Here is a 15,868-nt window from a genome sequence, read left to right on the forward strand (position 1 = left end):
CTGGTTGGAAATTCCGCTTGGCACCTTGGTGCCGCAGAGAATGCCGCGATTCGGCCTCGCATGGCGCCTGCAATGAACTTAAATCACAGACTTAGGCTGACAAGCGGAACAACAGTGACTATTTCGTGACCATGACGGAAGCCGCCGACTATCGTGAAGAGAGGCTGACGGCCGCGACCGAGGCGCGCGGGCTGGAAGCGCTGGTCTCGCGCGCGACGCGCGCCGGCAAGGGGCCGGCGCCGGTGGAACGCTGGAATCCGGCATTTTGCGGCGATCTCGACATGGAAATCAAGCAGGACGGCACCTGGTTCTATCTGGGAACGCCGATCGGCCGGATGCCGCTGGTGCAGCTTTTTTCCTCAGTGCTGCGCAAGGACGCGGACGGTAGAACCTACCTGGTGACGCCGGTGGAAAAGGTCGGCATCCGCGTCGCCGACGCGCCCTTCATTGCCGTCGAGATGGACGTGTCGGGCGCCGGCGACGGACAAATCGTCACCTTTCGCACCAATGTCGGCGACGTGGTAGAGGCTGGGGCGGGACACCCGCTGCGCTTCGTCGATGAGGACGAGACAGGTGGCCTGAAGCCTTATGTGCTGGTGCGCGGGCGGCTGGAGGCGCTGGTGGCACGGCCGGTGATGTACGAGCTGGTCGAGCACGGCGAAGAGATCGACATCGGTGGCAAGACGATGTTTGCCGTCCGTTCCAAAGGCGAGGTCTATCCGATCATGCCGGCTGAGAAACTGAAACGGCTGAGCGTATGATGGACCGCCTATGATGGATCAGGTGATGCCGTTGCGGTTTTCCGCTGCCGGGTTTCGCCAGCGCGTCGCGGCGCAGCCGCTGGCGCATGCCGGCGACGATTTTGGCGACCACCGCTTCAATCCGGGCCATCCCAGGCTGAAGCTGGCCAAGGCGCTGCGCGATGCCGCCGTGCTGATCCCGGTGGTCGATCATGGCCATGAAGCCACGGTCCTTTTGAGCAGGCGGGCGGAAAAGCTGCGCAACCATTCGGGGCAGGTGGCTTTCCCCGGTGGTACCATCGATCCAACCGATGCGAGCCCGGAAGCGGCGGCGTTGCGCGAGACATCCGAGGAGATCGGTCTCGATAGTGATTACATCGAGATCATCGGCCGTCTGCCGGACTACGTTTCCGGCAGCGGCTATCGCATCGCCCCGGTGCTCGGGATTGTGCGGCCCGGTTTCAGCCTGACGCTGAATTCCGACGAAGTCGATGCCGTCTTCGAGGTGCCGCTGGGCTTTCTGATGGACCCCGCCAACCACACCAGAGACAGTCGCATGTGGAACGACCTCGAATGGTTCTATTACGAGATGCCCTATGGCGGCCAGCGCATCTGGGGCGTCACCGCGGGCATCATCCGTACGCTTTATGAAAGGCTCTATTCGTGAGCGATCCAGTGTCGATCGCGGGCAGGGCCGGGTGGCTCGGCGAACGCCACCTGCAGCGCCTGCTCGCGGCGCTGACTGATGGCGGCGAGGAGGCGCGTGTCGCCGGCGGTGCGGTGCGCAACGCGCTCATCGGCCAGCCGGTCGCCGACATCGACATCGCCACCACCACGGTGCCCGAGGAAACCATCCGGCGCGCCGAGGCGGCAGGCTTCAAGACGGTACCGACCGGCATCGAGCATGGCACAGTCACCGCGGTCGGCCACGGCAAGGCCTATGAGGTCACCACGCTGCGTGCCGATGTCGAAACCGACGGCCGGCGCGCCAAAGTGTCGTTCGGCCGCGACTGGAAAGCCGACGCTGAGCGGCGTGATTTCACCATCAATGCACTCTATGCCGAAGCCGATGGAACGGTCGTCGATCTGGTCGGCGGTATCGCCGATATCGAAGCGCGGAGGCTGCGATTCATCGGCGATCCGGAAGCGCGTATCCGCGAGGATTATCTGCGCATCCTGCGTTTCTTCCGTTTCTTCGCATGGTATGGCGACGGCAGGCCGGATGCCGAAGGGTTGAAGGCTTGTGCCCGGCTGAAGCAGGGGCTCGACCAGCTCTCGGTCGAGCGCGTCTGGTGGGAATTGAAGAAATTGCTGTCAGCGCCAGATCCGTCGCGGGCGCTGCTGTGGATGCGCCAGGCCGGCGTTCTGACCGCCGTTTTGCCGGAAAGCGAGAAATGGGGCATCGATGCCATCCACGGGCTGACCAAGACCGAGAAGGATCTGGCCTGGGCGCCGGACCCGCTGCTCAGGCTGGAAGCCATCGTGCCGCCGGATGCCGCGCGCATGAAAACGCTTGCCGAGAGATTGAGGCTTTCCGTGAGCGAAGCAAGCCGGCTGCGGAATTGGGCGATCACAGCTGCCGTCGATCCGAAAACGACCGAAGGAGAGTTGGCGAAAAGGCTCTATTTTGGCGACCGCCAAGGCTTTGTCGATCGGTTGCGGCTGTTGCTCGCTTCCGCTCGAGCCCGCGCGATCGAGGACAATGACGCACTGCTCGAAGCCGGCGGCTTCTCGCGCCTGCTTGCCTTCGCTGCAAAATGGCAAAACCCTGTTTTTCCGGTCAAGGGCGCCGATCTGACGACGCTTGGCGCATCACCGGGGCCGAAGCTTGGTGCAACGTTGAAGAATCTCGAAAAGGAATGGGTCGAGTCCGGTTTTGCGCTTGATCGCGGCGCGCTGCTCAAGCGCGCCGCGGAGGCACTCGAATCCTGACTGTCACGCTGCGTCGCGGACCTTTTCGATGCGCGAGCGGATCGCTTCGATCATCGTCTCGCGGATCACCGTCTCGCCGTGCGTCTCGCGCAGATGCTCGACGGCACGGCGCATGACCTCAGCCTCCTCCTCGGCGCGTGTGTGCCACTCGCAGCCGGGTACGAGCGACCCGCAATGGAATTCCTTCATCGGCTTCTCCTCATCTCGTCCTTGGAGCGCCGCACAGCGCACTGACACGGAAGCTCCAGACCTTTGATTGCGCGATCCGGAAACCGCGTACGGTATCCGGGCTACACGCTGGCCAGCTAAGCATAACACGATCGAACGGTTTTGGTTGCCTTAGAGTGCCGTGCGTCCAAGCCGACACGCGACCCTCTAGTGATCGGGTTGTTGCGAAAAGGCGGAGCATCGCTGCTCCGCCCTCTTATGCTACCCAGGAGTAAGACCTCGTCTTGCTCCAGCGGGCAGGACATCACTTCACGATCTTGACTGCCTCGGCAATTTTATCCTTGCCGCTCATATCCCACGTGACGCGGACCTTTTCGCCGACCTTCAGGCCAGGATCCTTGAAGGTCTGGGGCAACGTAAAGGTGGCTCCGTTATCCAGAACTAGGCTCATCGCCGTTCCATCAAAGCTTTTGATCGTGCCGGTGGTGTGCTTGACCGCAGCGAATGCGGCAGTACCAGAGGCGAGAACGGCAGCGGCGGCTGCGGTCATAATAAGCTTGCGCATGGCATGCTCTCCTGGAAAATGCGGGCACCGCTTGGGAAAGGTGCCCCATTCAATCATGGGCCGTCCGGTCACGTCGGGTCGCGGCTCTCGGGAGTAAAGAACCGCCGGCGTTTCCCGGCCCGACGCGACAAATAGCCCAATCTTTACAATGGTATATTAGACGAAAAAGATTTTTCTGGCGCGCCTTGCGCCACATTCGCCGTCAAATTCTGGGGATTTGGACCCGATTGCGGCTCACGTCGTGCTCACCGAGATTTTACGGCCATTTCGCTTCTGGCGGCAGGCTGGACAGGATCGAGGCGACATTGCCGCCGGTCTTCAGCCCGAAGATGGTGCCGCGATCGTGAAGCAAGTTGAATTCGACATAACGGCCGCGGCGGATGAGCTGCTCGTCACGGTCGCCATCGGTCCAGTTGTCATTGAAGTTGGCGCGCACCAGATGTCCGTAGACGACGAGAAAAGATCGCCCGACGTCCTGGACGAAGTTGAAATCGGCGTCCCAGCCGCCATTGTCCTCATCCGAATGCAGCCAGTCGAAGAAGATACCGCCGGTACCGCGTGGCTCGTCGCGGTGCGGCAGGTAGAAGTACTCGTCGCACCAGGCTTTGAATTTCACGTAGTCGGCGATCGCCGCGTTCTTCTCGCAGGCAAATTGCATCGCTCTGTGGAAGGCGATCGTGTCGGGGTCGTCCTGGCTGCGGCGGCGGTCGAGCACCGGTGTCAGGTCGGCGCCGCCGCCGAACCACTGGCGCGAGGTGACGACCATGCGCGTGTTCATATGCACGGCCGGCACGTTGGGGTTCCACGGATGGGCGATCAGCGAAATGCCGCTTGCCCAGAAGGAGGGGTCCTCTTCGGCGCCCGGCATCTGCTTCCTGAATTCGGGCGAGAACTCGCCGTGGACGGTCGAGGTGTGGACGCCGACCTTCTCGAAGACGCGGCCGTGCATCATCGACATGATACCGCCGCCGCCCTTGCCGGCATCGCGTTGCCACGGCGTCTTTTCGAAGCGGCCGGGCGACCAGCTGGCCTGCGGCCCCTGCAGGTCCTGCTCGATCTGCTCGAAGCTGGCACAGATGCGCTCGCGCAACGTCTCGAACCACAGCCGTGCCTTCGTCTTCTTCTGTTCGATGTCGGCTGGCAGCCCCGCCGGTATCTCGGGTCGTTGCAAATCCTGTCTCCGGTTGCGGGCGCGCCCGACAAATGACTCGTCTTTTCCGGCCGCGATCCCTAATCTCTTGGGTGCAAGGGTCAAGTGTGAATGGAGGTCTTTCGTGCGCCCCCCGGCAAGACCGCCGCTGGATGGCCTGAAGAAGAGGCTCGACCGTTCGCGCGCCGAGAACGCGCGCATGCCGCGCGACGGCTTCCTGCGCGAGACCTTCGTGCTGCCGCGCTCGGACGCTCGTCTCAAGGCGAAGGAATGGTTCGAGCGCTTTCCTAAGCAGGCCTATTGGACCGAGATCGAAAGCTGGTTCGAGCGGCCGGGCGACGTCATCGAATTCACCATCAGGCGGCTGCCGGCGGCGGATTAACGCTCCGGTCTCGAGGCTGAACGTATCAGGGCTAGTTCATCTGCCCTGAACGATCTTGATAAACACGCTTCTGTCGCCCGTTCCAAGATGCGCTCGTTTCATCTCGGCATACGTCAGGCGCCCATTCGCGAAGGCCCGCACGGTTCTTCCGCACCAGACACGTGGCGCCGCGGCTGCGCTGACATTCATGATCTTGCCAGCTTCCTGCTTCGAACTGAGAGGCGATTGCTCCGAATGCCTGATGCATTCCGTAAGCACTTTCTTATACATGGCAGGACTGCCCTGAACCAAAGTCCTTGCCGTATTCCATTCACCTTCGCTCGGCATGCATCCAGCCAACACAATGGCGCCAAGCAACGCGGCGTAAGTCTTGTATGCAAATTTCAATTCTGCCCCCCAAGGTTAGTTGCAGGGGCGTATCAAGCACGGGCACATGACCTTCACAAGACTGTATAGTGACTAACGGACAGGATAAGTTCGCTGAACCCGTCCAGACCGTCATGGCTTCAACGCACGACCAGCCTGCGGGCGCCCGCGCCGTCCCTTGCCAGCCTGTCGTTCTTATTCCGCAGCGGACATTTGTCGATCGACATGCAGCCGCAGCCGATGCAGTCGCTCAGCCCGTCGCGCAGCTTCTTGAGCTGACTAATTTTCTGGTCGAGGTCGTCGCGCCAAGCCGTCGAAAGCAGGTTCCAATCCTCGCGCGTCGGCGTCCGGCCTTCAGGCAATGATCGAAGGGCTGTGCCGATCTCGGCCAGCGAAATGCCGACCTCCTGCGCTACCTTGATGATCGCCACCCGTCGCAGCACGTCGCGGCCGTAACGCCGCTGGTTGCCTGATGTGCGGTGGCTGCGGATCAGCCCGCGTGCTTCGTAGAAATGCAGCGCCGACACCGCCACGCCGCTGCGCATCGCCACCTGGCCGACTGTTAATTCCGTTGCCGCAGCCATCTCCGATTTTCCGCTTGACCTCAAGTTAAGTTGAGCTTGTAGCGAAGAAGCCTCGAAGATGCAAACGGCAGGAGAAGGCGATGGGCGTCTGGATGAGAATGACCGGAGAGGACGCAGTGTTGCGTGAGGATGACGCCTTGGTCGCTGCGGCCGGCGATCGCGTACACATCCTAGCGGAGCTGCCGGATCGCCTCGGCCGCCACCATTGCAACGGAAAGCGCGACGTTGATGCTGCGCGCGCCGGGCTGCATCGGGATGATCAGTCGCGCATCCGCCGCCTCGTGAACGGCGTCCGGCACGCCTGCGGATTCACGGCCGAACAAGAGAATGTCGTCGCCGGCAAAAGCGAAATCCGTGTAGGCGGCAGCTGCTTTGGTCGACAGCAGCACCAGCCGCCGCATGGCAAGCTTGCGCCAGTCCTCGAAGGCGTGCCAGTCGACATGGCGGGTCAGCGCCGCCATTTCGAGGTAGTCCATGCCGGCCCGTTTCAGCGCCCGGTCACCGAGCGGGAAGCCCGCCGGTTCGATGATGTCGACGCCGAGACCGAGGCAAGCGGCGAAGCGCAGGATTGTCCCGGTGTTGCCGGCGATATCAGGCTGATAGAGCGCGATGCGGAGACGGTCGTTCATTTCCGCGTCTTTCTAATAAGTGGCAGATCAGCCACAGAGCTCTCGCGGTTTTGGAAATTCCTGGACTGGCGGGTGGTCATTTTCTGCGAAGTCGGTTATACGGCCAGCATTGTCAACCCGAACCGATGGAGGGGTAATTCATGATGGCCATGCACATCCACCACCCCTCTCGTGGGCTTACCAGCCCGACGGCGGTTTCGGTACGACGATTCTCCTGACCTTCTAGACTTCAATCGCACCGATTCCCGCCGAAACCTTTTTCGGCCTTTGAAGGAATCCTGCGATGTTTTTCAAGCGGTGGAAGGGGCTGAACGCCCCACCTGAACACGCTTCGACCGATGCCACCTTTGCCGCGCCGCGCGTGCCCGCGGCCTGGGTTGGTTCACCCTTCTACCTGCATCTTCAACTGGAGGACGGACCGATGTTCGATCCATGTAGAATACCCGGCTCAAGAAGCCTGCACGAGCGCAAGACTGCGACCTGGGCGCTTTTGATCGGCGAGACCTACTCGTCGGCGGTTCACGCCGAGACCCGCCGGCGTCCGCATCGCGGCATGCTGCCGGACGTCGATTTCTCGCGCGCCGTTCCGGACTATAGCCGGCCGTCGCTGGTGCGCCGGATCATCAGGCTGATCCGGCCTGGTGCAAAAACCAGCGCGAAAATCCGGATCGTCAAAACGTCGTCAGCATCGTCAAACGAGACTGTCGGCGAAAGGCCCGCGACAACCTATATAGCGCGAAGCAGGACCGGCGAGGCGGACGATTCCGTATCGCCGGTCCTTGACGCCATGCGGTCTGGGCACCTCGTCCGTTCGCGTGCCGCGTGAGCGGAAACAGTATTGTGAGCATCTCTATGTTTAGCTGGTTTGAAAAAAGGCTCGATCCGTTCCCTGCCAAGGAGCCGGTCGAGCCGCCGCGGACACTGATCGCCTTCTGCGTGCATTATACGCGCGGCGCGTGGCCCTACATCGCTCTCGATGCGGTACTGGTGACGGCCATCGCCCTTGCCGAGGTGTGGATGTTCGGCTTCATGGGCCGGATCGTCGACTGGCTGTCCGGACAGAATCGCGAGACGTTCCTGCAGACCGAAGGCTTGAAGCTGGTCGGCATGGCCTTCATCGTGATTTTCGCGCTGCCGGCGACGGTCTGGTTCCATTCGCTGCTCAACCAGCAGACTCTGATGGGTAATTATCCGATGCGTATCCGCTGGCAGGTGCATCGCTATCTGCTCAAGCAGTCAATGAGCTTCTATCAGGACGAGTTTGCCGGGCGCATCGCGACCAAGCTGATGCAGACCGCGCTCGCGGTGCGCGAGTGCGTCATCAAGCTCATCGATGTGCTCAACTATATCGTCGTCTATTTTCTCGGCATGCTGTTCATTGTCGGCTCGGCAGACTGGCGGCTGGCTGCGCCGCTTGCCGTCTGGCTTGCCGGATATGTCCTGCTGTTGCGCTATTTCATCCCGCGGCTGGGCAAGGTCGGCGAGGAGCAGGCCAATGCGCGCTCAACCATGACCGGCCGTGTCGTCGACAGCTACTCCAACATCCAGACGGTCAAGCTGTTCTCGCATGCGCGGCGCGAGGCATCCTTCGCCAAGGACGGTATGGCCGGCTTTCTCGATACAGTCTACCGGTCGATGCGGCTGGTGACACAGCTCTACGGCCTGCTCTACGTCCTGAATTCGCTGCTGTTGTTTTCGGTCACCGCAATCTCGCTATGGCTGTGGCTCGGCCAAGCCGTGACGATCGGCGCCGTCGCCCTGGTCATCGGCCTCGTGCTTCGGCTCTGGGGCATGTCGCAATGGATCATGTGGGAGATGTCCACGCTGTTCGAGAATATCGGCACGGTGCAGGACGGCATCGCCTCGATCTCGCTGCCGCGCCTCGTCGAAGACCGGCCTTGCGCCAAGGATATTGCCGTGACCAAGGGGGAGATCCGTTTTGAGGACATCCGCTTCCACTATGGCAAGCAGAAAGGCGTGATCGAAAGCCTGTCGCTGACGGTGAAGCCGGGCGAGAAGGTCGGCATCGTCGGCCGTTCGGGTGCCGGCAAGTCGACGCTGGTCAATCTTCTGTTGCGCTTCTATGACCTCGAAAGCGGCAAGGTCCTGATCGACGGCCAGGACATTGCGGCGGTGACGCAGGACTCGCTGCGCGCCCAGATCGGCATGGTCACGCAGGACACCTCGCTGCTGCATCGCTCGGTGCGCGAGAATATCCTCTATGGCCGGCCGGACGCCAGTGACCAGATGCTGATCGAGGCGGCGCGGCGCGCCGAGGCGCTGGATTTCATCGCCGGATTGTCGGATTCTAACGGTCGAAAGGGTTTCGACGCGCATGTCGGTGATCGCGGCGTCAAATTGTCCGGCGGCCAGCGGCAACGCATCGCCATAGCCCGTGTTATGCTGAAGGACGCACCAATCCTTATCCTCGACGAAGCGACCTCCGCCCTAGATTCCGAGGCCGAGGCGGCCATCCAGGAGAACCTCTACAGACTGATGCAAGGCAAGACCGTCATCGCCATTGCGCACCGGCTGTCGACGATCGCCGCCATGGACCGGCTCGTCGTCATGGACAAGGGCCGCGTCATCGAGGAAGGTTCGCATGAGGAACTGGTTGCCAGCGGCGGGCTCTACGCCCAGCTCTGGCAGCGCCAGTCGGGCGGCTTCCTGCTCGACGACGGCCCCTCTGCCAACGATGCAGCCGCCAACGATGCACTCGTCAAGGGTGAAGCCGCCGAATGACTGCCATCTACCGCTGGTTCGAGAACTGGGTCTATCCATTCCGGGAGCCTGCGGACCTTCGGCCACCTGCCGGCGTCAGGGGTTTCCTCTGGCATTATGTCGGGCAGGCGAAGATCGCCTTCTTCGCCATGCTGCTGATCGGCGGCATCGCGCCGTTAGTCGAAGCCGGACTGTTCTATTTCGTCGGGCGGCTGGTCGACATCCTCGACCAGCTTCCCGGCGAACGCAGCTGGCACGCGTTGTGGACTGCCGCCGGCCCGGAACTTGTCTTCATGATCGCGGTGGTGCTGGTCATCCGCACCATCGTCGTCGGCCTGTCGGCGCTGGTCGACGAGCAGACGATCACGCCGGGTTTCTATAATCTGGTGCGCTGGCAGGCGCATCGCCATGTCTCGCGCCAATCCTACGCCTTCTTCCAGAACGACTTTGCCGGACGTATCGCGACCAAGGTCTGGCAGGCGGGACAGGCGACCGGCGATCTGATGGAAAGCTTCATCGAGGTCGTCTGGTTCATGGTCGTCTATACGGTGACGACGCTGGCGCTGGTCGCCGGGCTCGATCTCCGGCTGGCGGTGCTGGTGGTGATCTGGATTACCGCCTTCGGCTTGCTGGCCAGGCGCTATTTGCCGGCGATCCGCAAGCATGCCGAAGCCACCGCCGAAGCAGGCTCGATGATCACCGGCCGCCTTGTCGATTCCTATTCGAACGTGCAGACGCTGAAACTGTTCTCGGCCGATGGCGACGACCGCTACATCAGGAACGGCTTCGACATCTATCTCGACGCGCTGCGCCCGTTCACCCGCCGGCTGACCGGCGTGCGCATGGCACTGACGATGCTGTCGGGCATTATGATCACGGCGATCGCCTGCTTTGCCGTTTATCTCTGGGTCGAGGGCTCGATCACAGTCGGCGCCGTGGCTTTCACGCTGTCTTTGGTGCTGCGGCTGAACATGCTGCTCGGCCGGCTGATGATGCAGCTCAACGGCATCTTGCGGAACCTCGGCGTGCTGGAAAACTCCAAGGCGCTGATCTCACAGCCGCTCGGCCTGACCGATGCGCCGGACGCGAAAGAGATTGTCGTCGTCGGCGGGCGCATCGACGTCAGCAATGTCGAGTTCCACTACGGCAAGGGGTCCGGCGTGCTCGACGGCATCGACCTCGTCGTGCGGCCGGGCGAAAAGGTCGGCCTGGTCGGCCCGTCCGGCGCCGGCAAGACGACCTTGGTCAATCTGATCCTGCGCCTCTACGACCTCGAGAGCGGCAAGATCACCATTGACGGGCAGGACGTCTCCAGGGTCACGCAGAATTCGCTGCGCGCCAATATCGGCGTCGTCAGCCAGGATACGGCACTTTTCCACCGCTCGCTGCGCGACAACATCAAGCTCGGCATGCCGGAAGCGACCGACGCCGAGGTGGTCGCGGCAGCGAAGAAGGCCGAGGCGCACGAGTTCATCCTCGGTCTGCGCGACAATCGCGATCGTATCGGCTACGAGGCCTATGTCGGCGAGCGCGGCGTCAAGCTCTCCGGCGGCCAGCGCCAGCGCGTGGCGATCGCCCGCGTCTTCCTCAAGGATGCACCGATCCTGGTGCTCGATGAGGCGACCTCGGCGCTCGATTCCGACATCGAGGCGGCGATCCAGGAAAATCTGGCAAGGCTGATGGAAGGCAAGACGGTCATCGCCATCGCGCATCGGCTATCGACCATTGCGGCACTCGACCGGCTGGTGGTGCTCGACGAGGGCCGCATCGTCGAGCAAGGCACGCATGACGAGCTGGTCGGGCTCGACGGGCTCTATGCCAGGCTGTGGAAGCGGCAGTCCGGCGGCTTCCTGTTCAACGAAGAGAGCGCGTTGGCCGAGACCCGGCCGGCGGAGTAGTTTTCTATAAAGCGGAGTGAAATCATGGCGGTGAGAATGCCATCGAATTTCGGACGGTCCGGCGCGCAGGAGAGCGCGTTGGACCTGCTTGGCCATGAAATCCTCGGTGAAAAGGCGGCAGCGCTCGGCCGCGCCGGCCGGCGCGTCGAGGAAACATTGACGAGGCTGCGCGAGAATTGCGACAGTGTCGACCGTGCCCGGCTGCTCAGGGATGCAGCCGAAGCGGTGCACGGGTATTTCATCCAGCGCGAACTCTGCGGCCTGCGCAAGCACGACGCGGTGATCCGGGAATACAACATTCCCAAGGCCGTGCTGGCCAGGCTCGGCGCTAGCGCATGATCCGAACCGGAACTGGTTTGGGAAGCGTTATTCCAGCCACTCGGTGATGAAGCTGCCGTTCTCGTGTATGTCGGTGGTTTCCAGCGGGCCTGGCCCGAGATTGGTGAATTTGTGCGGCGTGTTCGGCGGCACGATCAGGATCTGGCCGGCTGTGGCCTCGATCTGCCGGTCGCCGACGGTGAACAGGCCGGTCCCGGTCCGGATGATAAAAATCTCGCAATAGGGGTGGCTGTGCAGCCTGGGGCCGCCGCCGATCTCGGGCAGGTAGTTGAAGATCAGGCAGCTGTTGGAGCCGTAGGCGCCGCATTGCAGCTCGCCCTGCCAGTGGTCGGGCCAGTGGTCGGGCGCTTCGGCCCACTTGTCGCGGTCTATGACATGCGCCATAGGGCGAGGATAAACCGGGCCAGCGTCCGCTGTCGAGGTGAGCGCAGCCGTTTGGTTTTGCTGCTGTTTTCCAATCGTTCCGCTGGGCAAATTACGTCCCCGCGACAATCTGCCCTTGTGCCTTCACCCGTCTGGACAAAAACAGGCTTCACGCATAAACCCAAGTCCCAAATGCCGGAGGAATTCGCTAGCCTGTTCGCCATGCGCTGTCGGGCCGGCGTGATTGAGCGGGGAACAGGCTCGGCCGCCGGCACGGAAGAGACGAAAGGATCAGGCACCCGTGAGCGCAACCGACACCCAGGATCCCAACCGTCGTGATTTTCTCTACGTCGCCACCGGCATGGCGGCGGTGGTCGGCGCGGGCGCTGTCGCTTGGCCGTTCATCGATCAGATGCGTCCGGATGCCTCGACGCTGGCCCTTGCCTCGGTGGAGGTCGACGTCTCTTCGCTGACGCCAGGAATGTCGCTCGTTGTGAAGTGGCGGGGCAAGCCGGTGGTCGTGCGCAACCGCACCGAGCAAGAGATGAAGGACGGCCAGGCGGTCAATCTTGCCGAGCTCAAGGATCCAATCGCCCGCAACGCCAATTTGCCGGCCGACGCGCCGGCAACCGACGCCAACCGCACCACGCCGGGCAAGGAAGCCTGGATGGTGATGATCCAGGTCTGCACCCATCTCGGCTGCATCCCGCTCGGCCAGGAAGGCGATTTCGGCGGCTGGTTCTGCCCGTGCCACGGTTCAGTATACGATACCGCCGGCCGCATCCGGAAGGGGCCGGCGCCCGAGAACATGGCGGTGCCGGTGTTCCAGTTCATTTCCGACACCAAGATCCGTATCGGCTGAGGCAAGGGATATTTCCATGAGCGAGGGACACTCGACCTATACGCCCAAGACCGGCATCGGACGCTGGTTCGATTCGCGCATGCCGCTGCCGCGGCTGGTCTATGACAGCTTCATCGCCTATCCGGTGCCGCGCAATTTGAATTACGCCTGGACCTTCGGCGGCATTCTCGCGCTCATGCTGGCGGCGCAGATCCTGACCGGTATCGTGCTGGCCATGCACTACGCGGCCGACAGCACTCTCGCCTTCGATTCGGTCGAGAAGATCATGCGCGACGTCAATTCGGGCTGGCTGCTGCGCTATCTGCATTCGAACGGCGCGTCGTTCTTCTTCGTCGCCGTCTACATCCATATTTTCCGTGGCCTCTACTACGGCTCCTACAAGGCGCCGCGCGAGTTGCTGTGGATCCTCGGCTGCATCATCTACCTCTTGATGATGGCGACCGGGTTCATGGGCTATGTGCTGCCCTGGGGCCAGATGAGCTTCTGGGGCGCCACCGTCATCACCGGCTTCTTCACCGCCATCCCGCTGGTCGGCGACTGGATCCAGCAGCTTTTGCTCGGCGGCTTCGCGGTCGACAATCCGACGCTGAACCGTTTCTTTGCGCTGCATTACCTATTGCCGTTCATGATCGCCGGCGTCGTCGTGCTGCACATCTGGGCGCTTCACGTCGTCGGCCAGAACAATCCGACCGGCATCGAGGTCAAATCGAAGACCGACACGCTCGCCTTCACGCCTTACGCGACCATCAAGGATGGGTTCGGCATGATCGTGTTCCTGTTCGTCTTCGCCTATTTCGTCTTTTATCTGCCGAACTATCTCGGCCATCCGGACAATTACACCGTTGCCAACCCCCTGAAGACGCCGGCCCACATTGTGCCGGAATGGTACTTCCTGCCGTTCTACGCGATCCTGCGCGCTATCACCTTCAATATCGGGCCCATCAACTCCAAGCTCGGCGGCGTGCTCTGCATGTTCGGCGCGATTGTCATGCTGTTCCTGGTGCCGTGGCTCGACACCTCGAAGGTGCGCTCGGCAGTCTACCGGCCCTGGTACAAGCTGTTCTTCTGGCTGTTCGTGGCCGACGCCATCCTGCTCGGCTGGCTGGGCTCGCAGCCGGCCGAGGGCAGCTATGTGTTCATGGCGCAGATGGCGACGCTGTTCTACTTCGCCTTCTTCCTGGTAGCGCTGCCGGTACTTGGGCTGATCGAGACGCCGCGGCGGCTGCCGAATTCGATCACCGAGGCGGTGCTCGGGAAGAACAAGGGTAGCGGTGGACATCCTGCCGGCGCCACGGCCGCGCCGGAAACCAAAGGCTGAGCATGATCCCGAAAAGTGGAAACCGGTTTTCGGACAAGATCATGCTCGAGACGATGACAGCGCGTCAGAGAATCTCAAGGGGATTTGCATGAAGAAGATTCTCACCTCGCTGGCGCTGCTTGGCCTTGTGGCCGCGGGCATTGGGGCCACAGGCACTGGAGCGCGCGCCCAGGAAGAGGCGCACAACGAGGCGGCGCCGACGCATTTCCCGATACACGAACCAAAGGAAATGGACTGGAGCTTCGCCGGGCTGTTCGGCACCTACGACAAGGCCCAGTTGCAGCGCGGGCTGAAGGTCTACAAGGAAGTCTGCTCAGCCTGTCATTCGATGAATTTGGTGGCGTTCCGCACGCTGGAAGGCCTTGGCTATTCGGATGCGCAGATCAAGACGCTGGCGGCCGAATACACGATCCACGACGGCCCGAACGATGCCGGCGACATGTTCGATCGCCCCGGCAAGCCGTCCGACCATTTCCCGGCGCCGTTCCCCAATGCGGAAGCGGCGGCGGCGGCCAATGGCGGCGCAGCACCGCCCGACATGTCGCTGCTGGCCAAGGCGCGCGGCGTTGAACGCGGCTTCCCGCGCTTCGTCTTCGACATCTTCACGCAATATGCCCAGGGCGGTCCCGACTACATCCACTCGCTGCTGACCGGCTACGACCAGCAGCCGCCGGCGGGCATGGTCATACCGGAAGGCACGCACTACAATCCGTACTTCCTGTCCGGTGTGTCGCTGAAGATGCCGAAGCCGCTCTCCGACGGCCAGGTTACCTATGATGACGGCGCGCCGCAGACGGTCGACCAGTATTCTCGCGACGTGTCGGCCTTCCTGATGTGGGCGGCCGAACCGCATCTCGAGGACCGCAAGAAGACCGGCTTTCGCGTACTGGTCTTCCTGCTGCTGTTCGGCGCACTGGTCTACCTGACCAAGCGCAAGGTGTGGGCCGGCGTGGCGCACTGAGCCCGGCAACACACGAGACCGGGAGGGCGTCGAAAGGCGCCCTTTTCATTGCAGGCATTTCGATTTATTGCAGCCGTCGCTGAGCACGCCCTTTGCCGGACAATTTTCCGTCAGGCGTCACATGGCGGTAGCCGGACTTGGCTGCACCGGGTTACGATTGGCCAATTCCCTTCACGTCTTCAGCCGAATCTGAAAGGCCCGGAGAGCCGCTTGATGAAATCCTCGCTCGAAGAGACGCTGCTTGCCGCGATCCGCACCATTCCGGATTATCCCAAGCCGGGGGTCCTGTTTCGCGACATCACCACGCTGCTCGGCAATGCGCGGGCCTTCCGCCGCGCCATCGACGAACTGGTGCATCCCTATGCCGGCCTCAAGATCGACAAGATCGCCGGCATCGAGGCGCGCGGCTTCATCCTCGGCGGCGCCATCGCCCACCAGCTCTCGGCCGGCTTCGTGCCGATCCGCAAGAAGGGCAAGTTGCCTTACGAGACGGTGCGCGTCGCCTACAGCCTGGAATACGGGCTGGACGAGATGGAGATGCACAAGGACGGTGTTTCTCCAGGCGAGAAGGTAATCCTCGTCGACGATTTGATCGCCACCGGCGGCACGGCCGAGGCGGCCGTCAAGCTATTGCGGCAGATCGGCGCCGATATCCTCGCCGCCTGCTTCGTCATCGACCTGCCGGACCTTGGCGGCCGAGAGAGGTTAGAGGCGCTCGGCGTACCGGTGAGGACGCTGATCGGGTTTGAGGGGCATTGAGCGTTTCTTCCTTCTCCCCTGTGGGAGACTAGGGCATATACACATCTCGCAGAGCCCATCCATCGGCACAGGCACGGAAGTAGGCCAGGCCGTTGTAGAAGGTGATTGGTCCCGGTGGTCTGGAGGAAGCA

At 62.3% G+C, this 15,868-nt stretch carries 19 protein-coding genes; 12 read left to right on the top strand and 7 right to left on the bottom strand.

Annotation, left to right across the window (positions count from 1 at the left end):
* The first annotated feature begins 131 nt into the window (after positions 1-131).
* The 3 genes from NKI17_RS12150 to NKI17_RS12160 are packed head-to-tail and all read left to right on the top strand — an operon-like array spanning position 132 to position 2,672.
* Complete coding sequence (locus NKI17_RS12150; protein ID WP_352906005.1) at positions 132-761, top strand: DUF1285 domain-containing protein; 630 nt, start codon at positions 132-134, stop codon at positions 759-761.
* Positions 762-774: 13 nt separating this feature from the next.
* Positions 775-1,407: a CoA pyrophosphatase gene (locus NKI17_RS12155; RefSeq protein ID WP_352615522.1), complete on the top strand. Its 633-nt coding sequence runs from the start codon at positions 775-777 to the stop codon at positions 1,405-1,407.
* Positions 1,404-2,672 carry a CCA tRNA nucleotidyltransferase gene (locus NKI17_RS12160; RefSeq protein WP_352905997.1) on the top strand — a complete coding sequence of 423 codons (1,269 nt, stop codon included), beginning with the start codon at positions 1,404-1,406 and terminating at the stop codon, positions 2,670-2,672. Before NKI17_RS12155 ends, NKI17_RS12160 begins: the two co-directional genes overlap by 4 nt.
* A gap of 3 nt (positions 2,673-2,675) precedes the next feature.
* Here NKI17_RS12160 and NKI17_RS12165 read toward each other — a convergent pair whose 3' ends face one another.
* From NKI17_RS12165 to hemF, 3 genes are all read right to left on the bottom strand, one after another.
* Positions 2,676-2,861: a DUF1059 domain-containing protein gene (locus NKI17_RS12165; RefSeq protein WP_023679490.1), complete on the bottom strand. Its 186-nt coding sequence runs from the start codon at positions 2,859-2,861 to the stop codon at positions 2,676-2,678.
* Positions 2,862-3,144: 283 nt separating this feature from the next.
* Positions 3,145-3,405: a DUF1344 domain-containing protein gene (locus tag NKI17_RS12170; RefSeq protein ID WP_023679489.1), complete on the bottom strand. Its 261-nt coding sequence runs from the start codon at positions 3,403-3,405 to the stop codon at positions 3,145-3,147.
* Between the two features lie 256 nt (positions 3,406-3,661).
* On the bottom strand, positions 3,662-4,576 hold the full coding sequence (gene hemF, locus NKI17_RS12175; RefSeq protein WP_352456466.1) for an oxygen-dependent coproporphyrinogen oxidase: 915 nt from the start codon (positions 4,574-4,576) through the stop codon (positions 3,662-3,664).
* 103 nt (positions 4,577-4,679) lie between these two features.
* On the opposite strand from hemF, the gene NKI17_RS12180 reads away from it, so the two are divergent.
* On the top strand, positions 4,680-4,937 hold the full coding sequence (locus NKI17_RS12180; RefSeq protein ID WP_352778007.1) for a hypothetical protein: 258 nt from the start codon (positions 4,680-4,682) through the stop codon (positions 4,935-4,937).
* A 36-nt stretch (positions 4,938-4,973) separates the two neighbouring features.
* Here NKI17_RS12180 and NKI17_RS12185 read toward each other — a convergent pair whose 3' ends face one another.
* From NKI17_RS12185 to NKI17_RS12195, 3 genes are all read right to left on the bottom strand, one after another.
* The gene (locus tag NKI17_RS12185) at positions 4,974-5,324 is read right to left on the bottom strand and encodes a hypothetical protein (RefSeq protein WP_156937440.1); all 351 of its coding nucleotides are present in this window, start codon (positions 5,322-5,324) and stop codon (positions 4,974-4,976) included.
* A gap of 119 nt (positions 5,325-5,443) precedes the next feature.
* Positions 5,444-5,887, bottom strand: a complete 444-nt coding sequence (gene soxR / locus NKI17_RS12190; protein ID WP_023679485.1) for a redox-sensitive transcriptional activator SoxR — start codon at positions 5,885-5,887, stop codon at positions 5,444-5,446.
* A gap of 170 nt (positions 5,888-6,057) precedes the next feature.
* Positions 6,058-6,516, bottom strand: coding sequence for a tRNA (cytidine(34)-2'-O)-methyltransferase (locus NKI17_RS12195; protein ID WP_023679484.1), 459 nt, complete (start codon positions 6,514-6,516; stop codon positions 6,058-6,060).
* Positions 6,517-6,799: 283 nt separating this feature from the next.
* On the opposite strand from NKI17_RS12195, the gene NKI17_RS12200 reads away from it, so the two are divergent.
* The 4 genes from NKI17_RS12200 to NKI17_RS12215 are packed head-to-tail and all read left to right on the top strand — an operon-like array spanning position 6,800 to position 11,474.
* Complete coding sequence (locus tag NKI17_RS12200) at positions 6,800-7,342, top strand: hypothetical protein (RefSeq protein WP_352724900.1); 543 nt, start codon at positions 6,800-6,802, stop codon at positions 7,340-7,342.
* Positions 7,343-7,368: 26 nt separating this feature from the next.
* Complete coding sequence (locus NKI17_RS12205; protein ID WP_352905998.1) at positions 7,369-9,258, top strand: ABC transporter ATP-binding protein; 1,890 nt, start codon at positions 7,369-7,371, stop codon at positions 9,256-9,258.
* Positions 9,255-11,135 carry an ABC transporter ATP-binding protein gene (locus NKI17_RS12210; RefSeq protein WP_023679481.1) on the top strand — a complete coding sequence of 627 codons (1,881 nt, stop codon included), beginning with the start codon at positions 9,255-9,257 and terminating at the stop codon, positions 11,133-11,135. Before NKI17_RS12205 ends, NKI17_RS12210 begins: the two co-directional genes overlap by 4 nt.
* Before the next feature lie 24 nt (positions 11,136-11,159).
* Entirely contained in the window at positions 11,160-11,474 is a 315-nt protein-coding gene (locus NKI17_RS12215) for a DUF6665 family protein (protein WP_023679480.1), read from the top strand.
* A gap of 27 nt (positions 11,475-11,501) precedes the next feature.
* Here the strand turns inward: NKI17_RS12215 and NKI17_RS12220 are convergent, their stop codons facing one another.
* Positions 11,502-11,858, bottom strand: a complete 357-nt coding sequence (locus NKI17_RS12220; RefSeq protein WP_023679479.1) for a cupin domain-containing protein — start codon at positions 11,856-11,858, stop codon at positions 11,502-11,504.
* 280 nt (positions 11,859-12,138) lie between these two features.
* On the opposite strand from NKI17_RS12220, the gene petA reads away from it, so the two are divergent.
* From petA to NKI17_RS12240, 4 genes are all read left to right on the top strand, one after another.
* On the top strand, positions 12,139-12,699 hold the full coding sequence (gene petA / locus NKI17_RS12225) for a ubiquinol-cytochrome c reductase iron-sulfur subunit (RefSeq protein WP_352905999.1): 561 nt from the start codon (positions 12,139-12,141) through the stop codon (positions 12,697-12,699).
* A gap of 16 nt (positions 12,700-12,715) precedes the next feature.
* Complete coding sequence (locus NKI17_RS12230; protein ID WP_352568013.1) at positions 12,716-14,017, top strand: cytochrome b; 1,302 nt, start codon at positions 12,716-12,718, stop codon at positions 14,015-14,017.
* A gap of 88 nt (positions 14,018-14,105) precedes the next feature.
* A complete protein-coding gene (locus NKI17_RS12235) occupies positions 14,106-14,978 on the top strand; it encodes a cytochrome c1 (RefSeq protein ID WP_352906000.1) in 873 nt (290 codons plus the stop codon).
* 213 nt (positions 14,979-15,191) lie between these two features.
* A complete protein-coding gene (locus tag NKI17_RS12240) occupies positions 15,192-15,737 on the top strand; it encodes an adenine phosphoribosyltransferase (RefSeq protein WP_023679476.1) in 546 nt (181 codons plus the stop codon).
* Positions 15,738-15,868 lie beyond the last annotated feature (131 nt).

The sequence above is a fragment of the Mesorhizobium sp. M0816 genome, assembly GCF_040320005.1.
Lineage (GTDB): Bacteria > Pseudomonadota > Alphaproteobacteria > Rhizobiales > Rhizobiaceae > Mesorhizobium.

What these genes read in the sequence shown, in the direction of transcription:
- NKI17_RS12210 (WP_023679481.1), top strand. Translation starts at nt 9,255, where the DNA reads ATGACTGCCATCTACCGCTGGTTCGAGAACTGGGTCTATCCATTCCGG.
- NKI17_RS12220 (WP_023679479.1), bottom strand. Translation starts at nt 11,858, where the DNA reads ATGGCGCATGTCATAGACCGCGACAAGTGGGCCGAAGCGCCCGACCAC.
- NKI17_RS12195 (WP_023679484.1), bottom strand. Translation starts at nt 6,516, where the DNA reads ATGAACGACCGTCTCCGCATCGCGCTCTATCAGCCTGATATCGCCGGC.
- NKI17_RS12200 (WP_352724900.1), top strand. Translation starts at nt 6,800, where the DNA reads ATGTTTTTCAAGCGGTGGAAGGGGCTGAACGCCCCACCTGAACACGCT.
- NKI17_RS12235 (WP_352906000.1), top strand. Translation starts at nt 14,106, where the DNA reads ATGAAGAAGATTCTCACCTCGCTGGCGCTGCTTGGCCTTGTGGCCGCG.
- NKI17_RS12205 (WP_352905998.1), top strand. Translation starts at nt 7,369, where the DNA reads ATGTTTAGCTGGTTTGAAAAAAGGCTCGATCCGTTCCCTGCCAAGGAG.
- NKI17_RS12150 (WP_352906005.1), top strand. Translation starts at nt 132, where the DNA reads ATGACGGAAGCCGCCGACTATCGTGAAGAGAGGCTGACGGCCGCGACC.
- NKI17_RS12155 (WP_352615522.1), top strand. Translation starts at nt 775, where the DNA reads ATGGATCAGGTGATGCCGTTGCGGTTTTCCGCTGCCGGGTTTCGCCAG.
- NKI17_RS12165 (WP_023679490.1), bottom strand. Translation starts at nt 2,861, where the DNA reads ATGAAGGAATTCCATTGCGGGTCGCTCGTACCCGGCTGCGAGTGGCAC.
- NKI17_RS12170 (WP_023679489.1), bottom strand. Translation starts at nt 3,405, where the DNA reads ATGCGCAAGCTTATTATGACCGCAGCCGCCGCTGCCGTTCTCGCCTCT.
- NKI17_RS12240 (WP_023679476.1), top strand. Translation starts at nt 15,192, where the DNA reads ATGAAATCCTCGCTCGAAGAGACGCTGCTTGCCGCGATCCGCACCATT.
- soxR (WP_023679485.1), bottom strand. Translation starts at nt 5,887, where the DNA reads ATGGCTGCGGCAACGGAATTAACAGTCGGCCAGGTGGCGATGCGCAGC.
- NKI17_RS12215 (WP_023679480.1), top strand. Translation starts at nt 11,160, where the DNA reads ATGGCGGTGAGAATGCCATCGAATTTCGGACGGTCCGGCGCGCAGGAG.
- NKI17_RS12230 (WP_352568013.1), top strand. Translation starts at nt 12,716, where the DNA reads ATGAGCGAGGGACACTCGACCTATACGCCCAAGACCGGCATCGGACGC.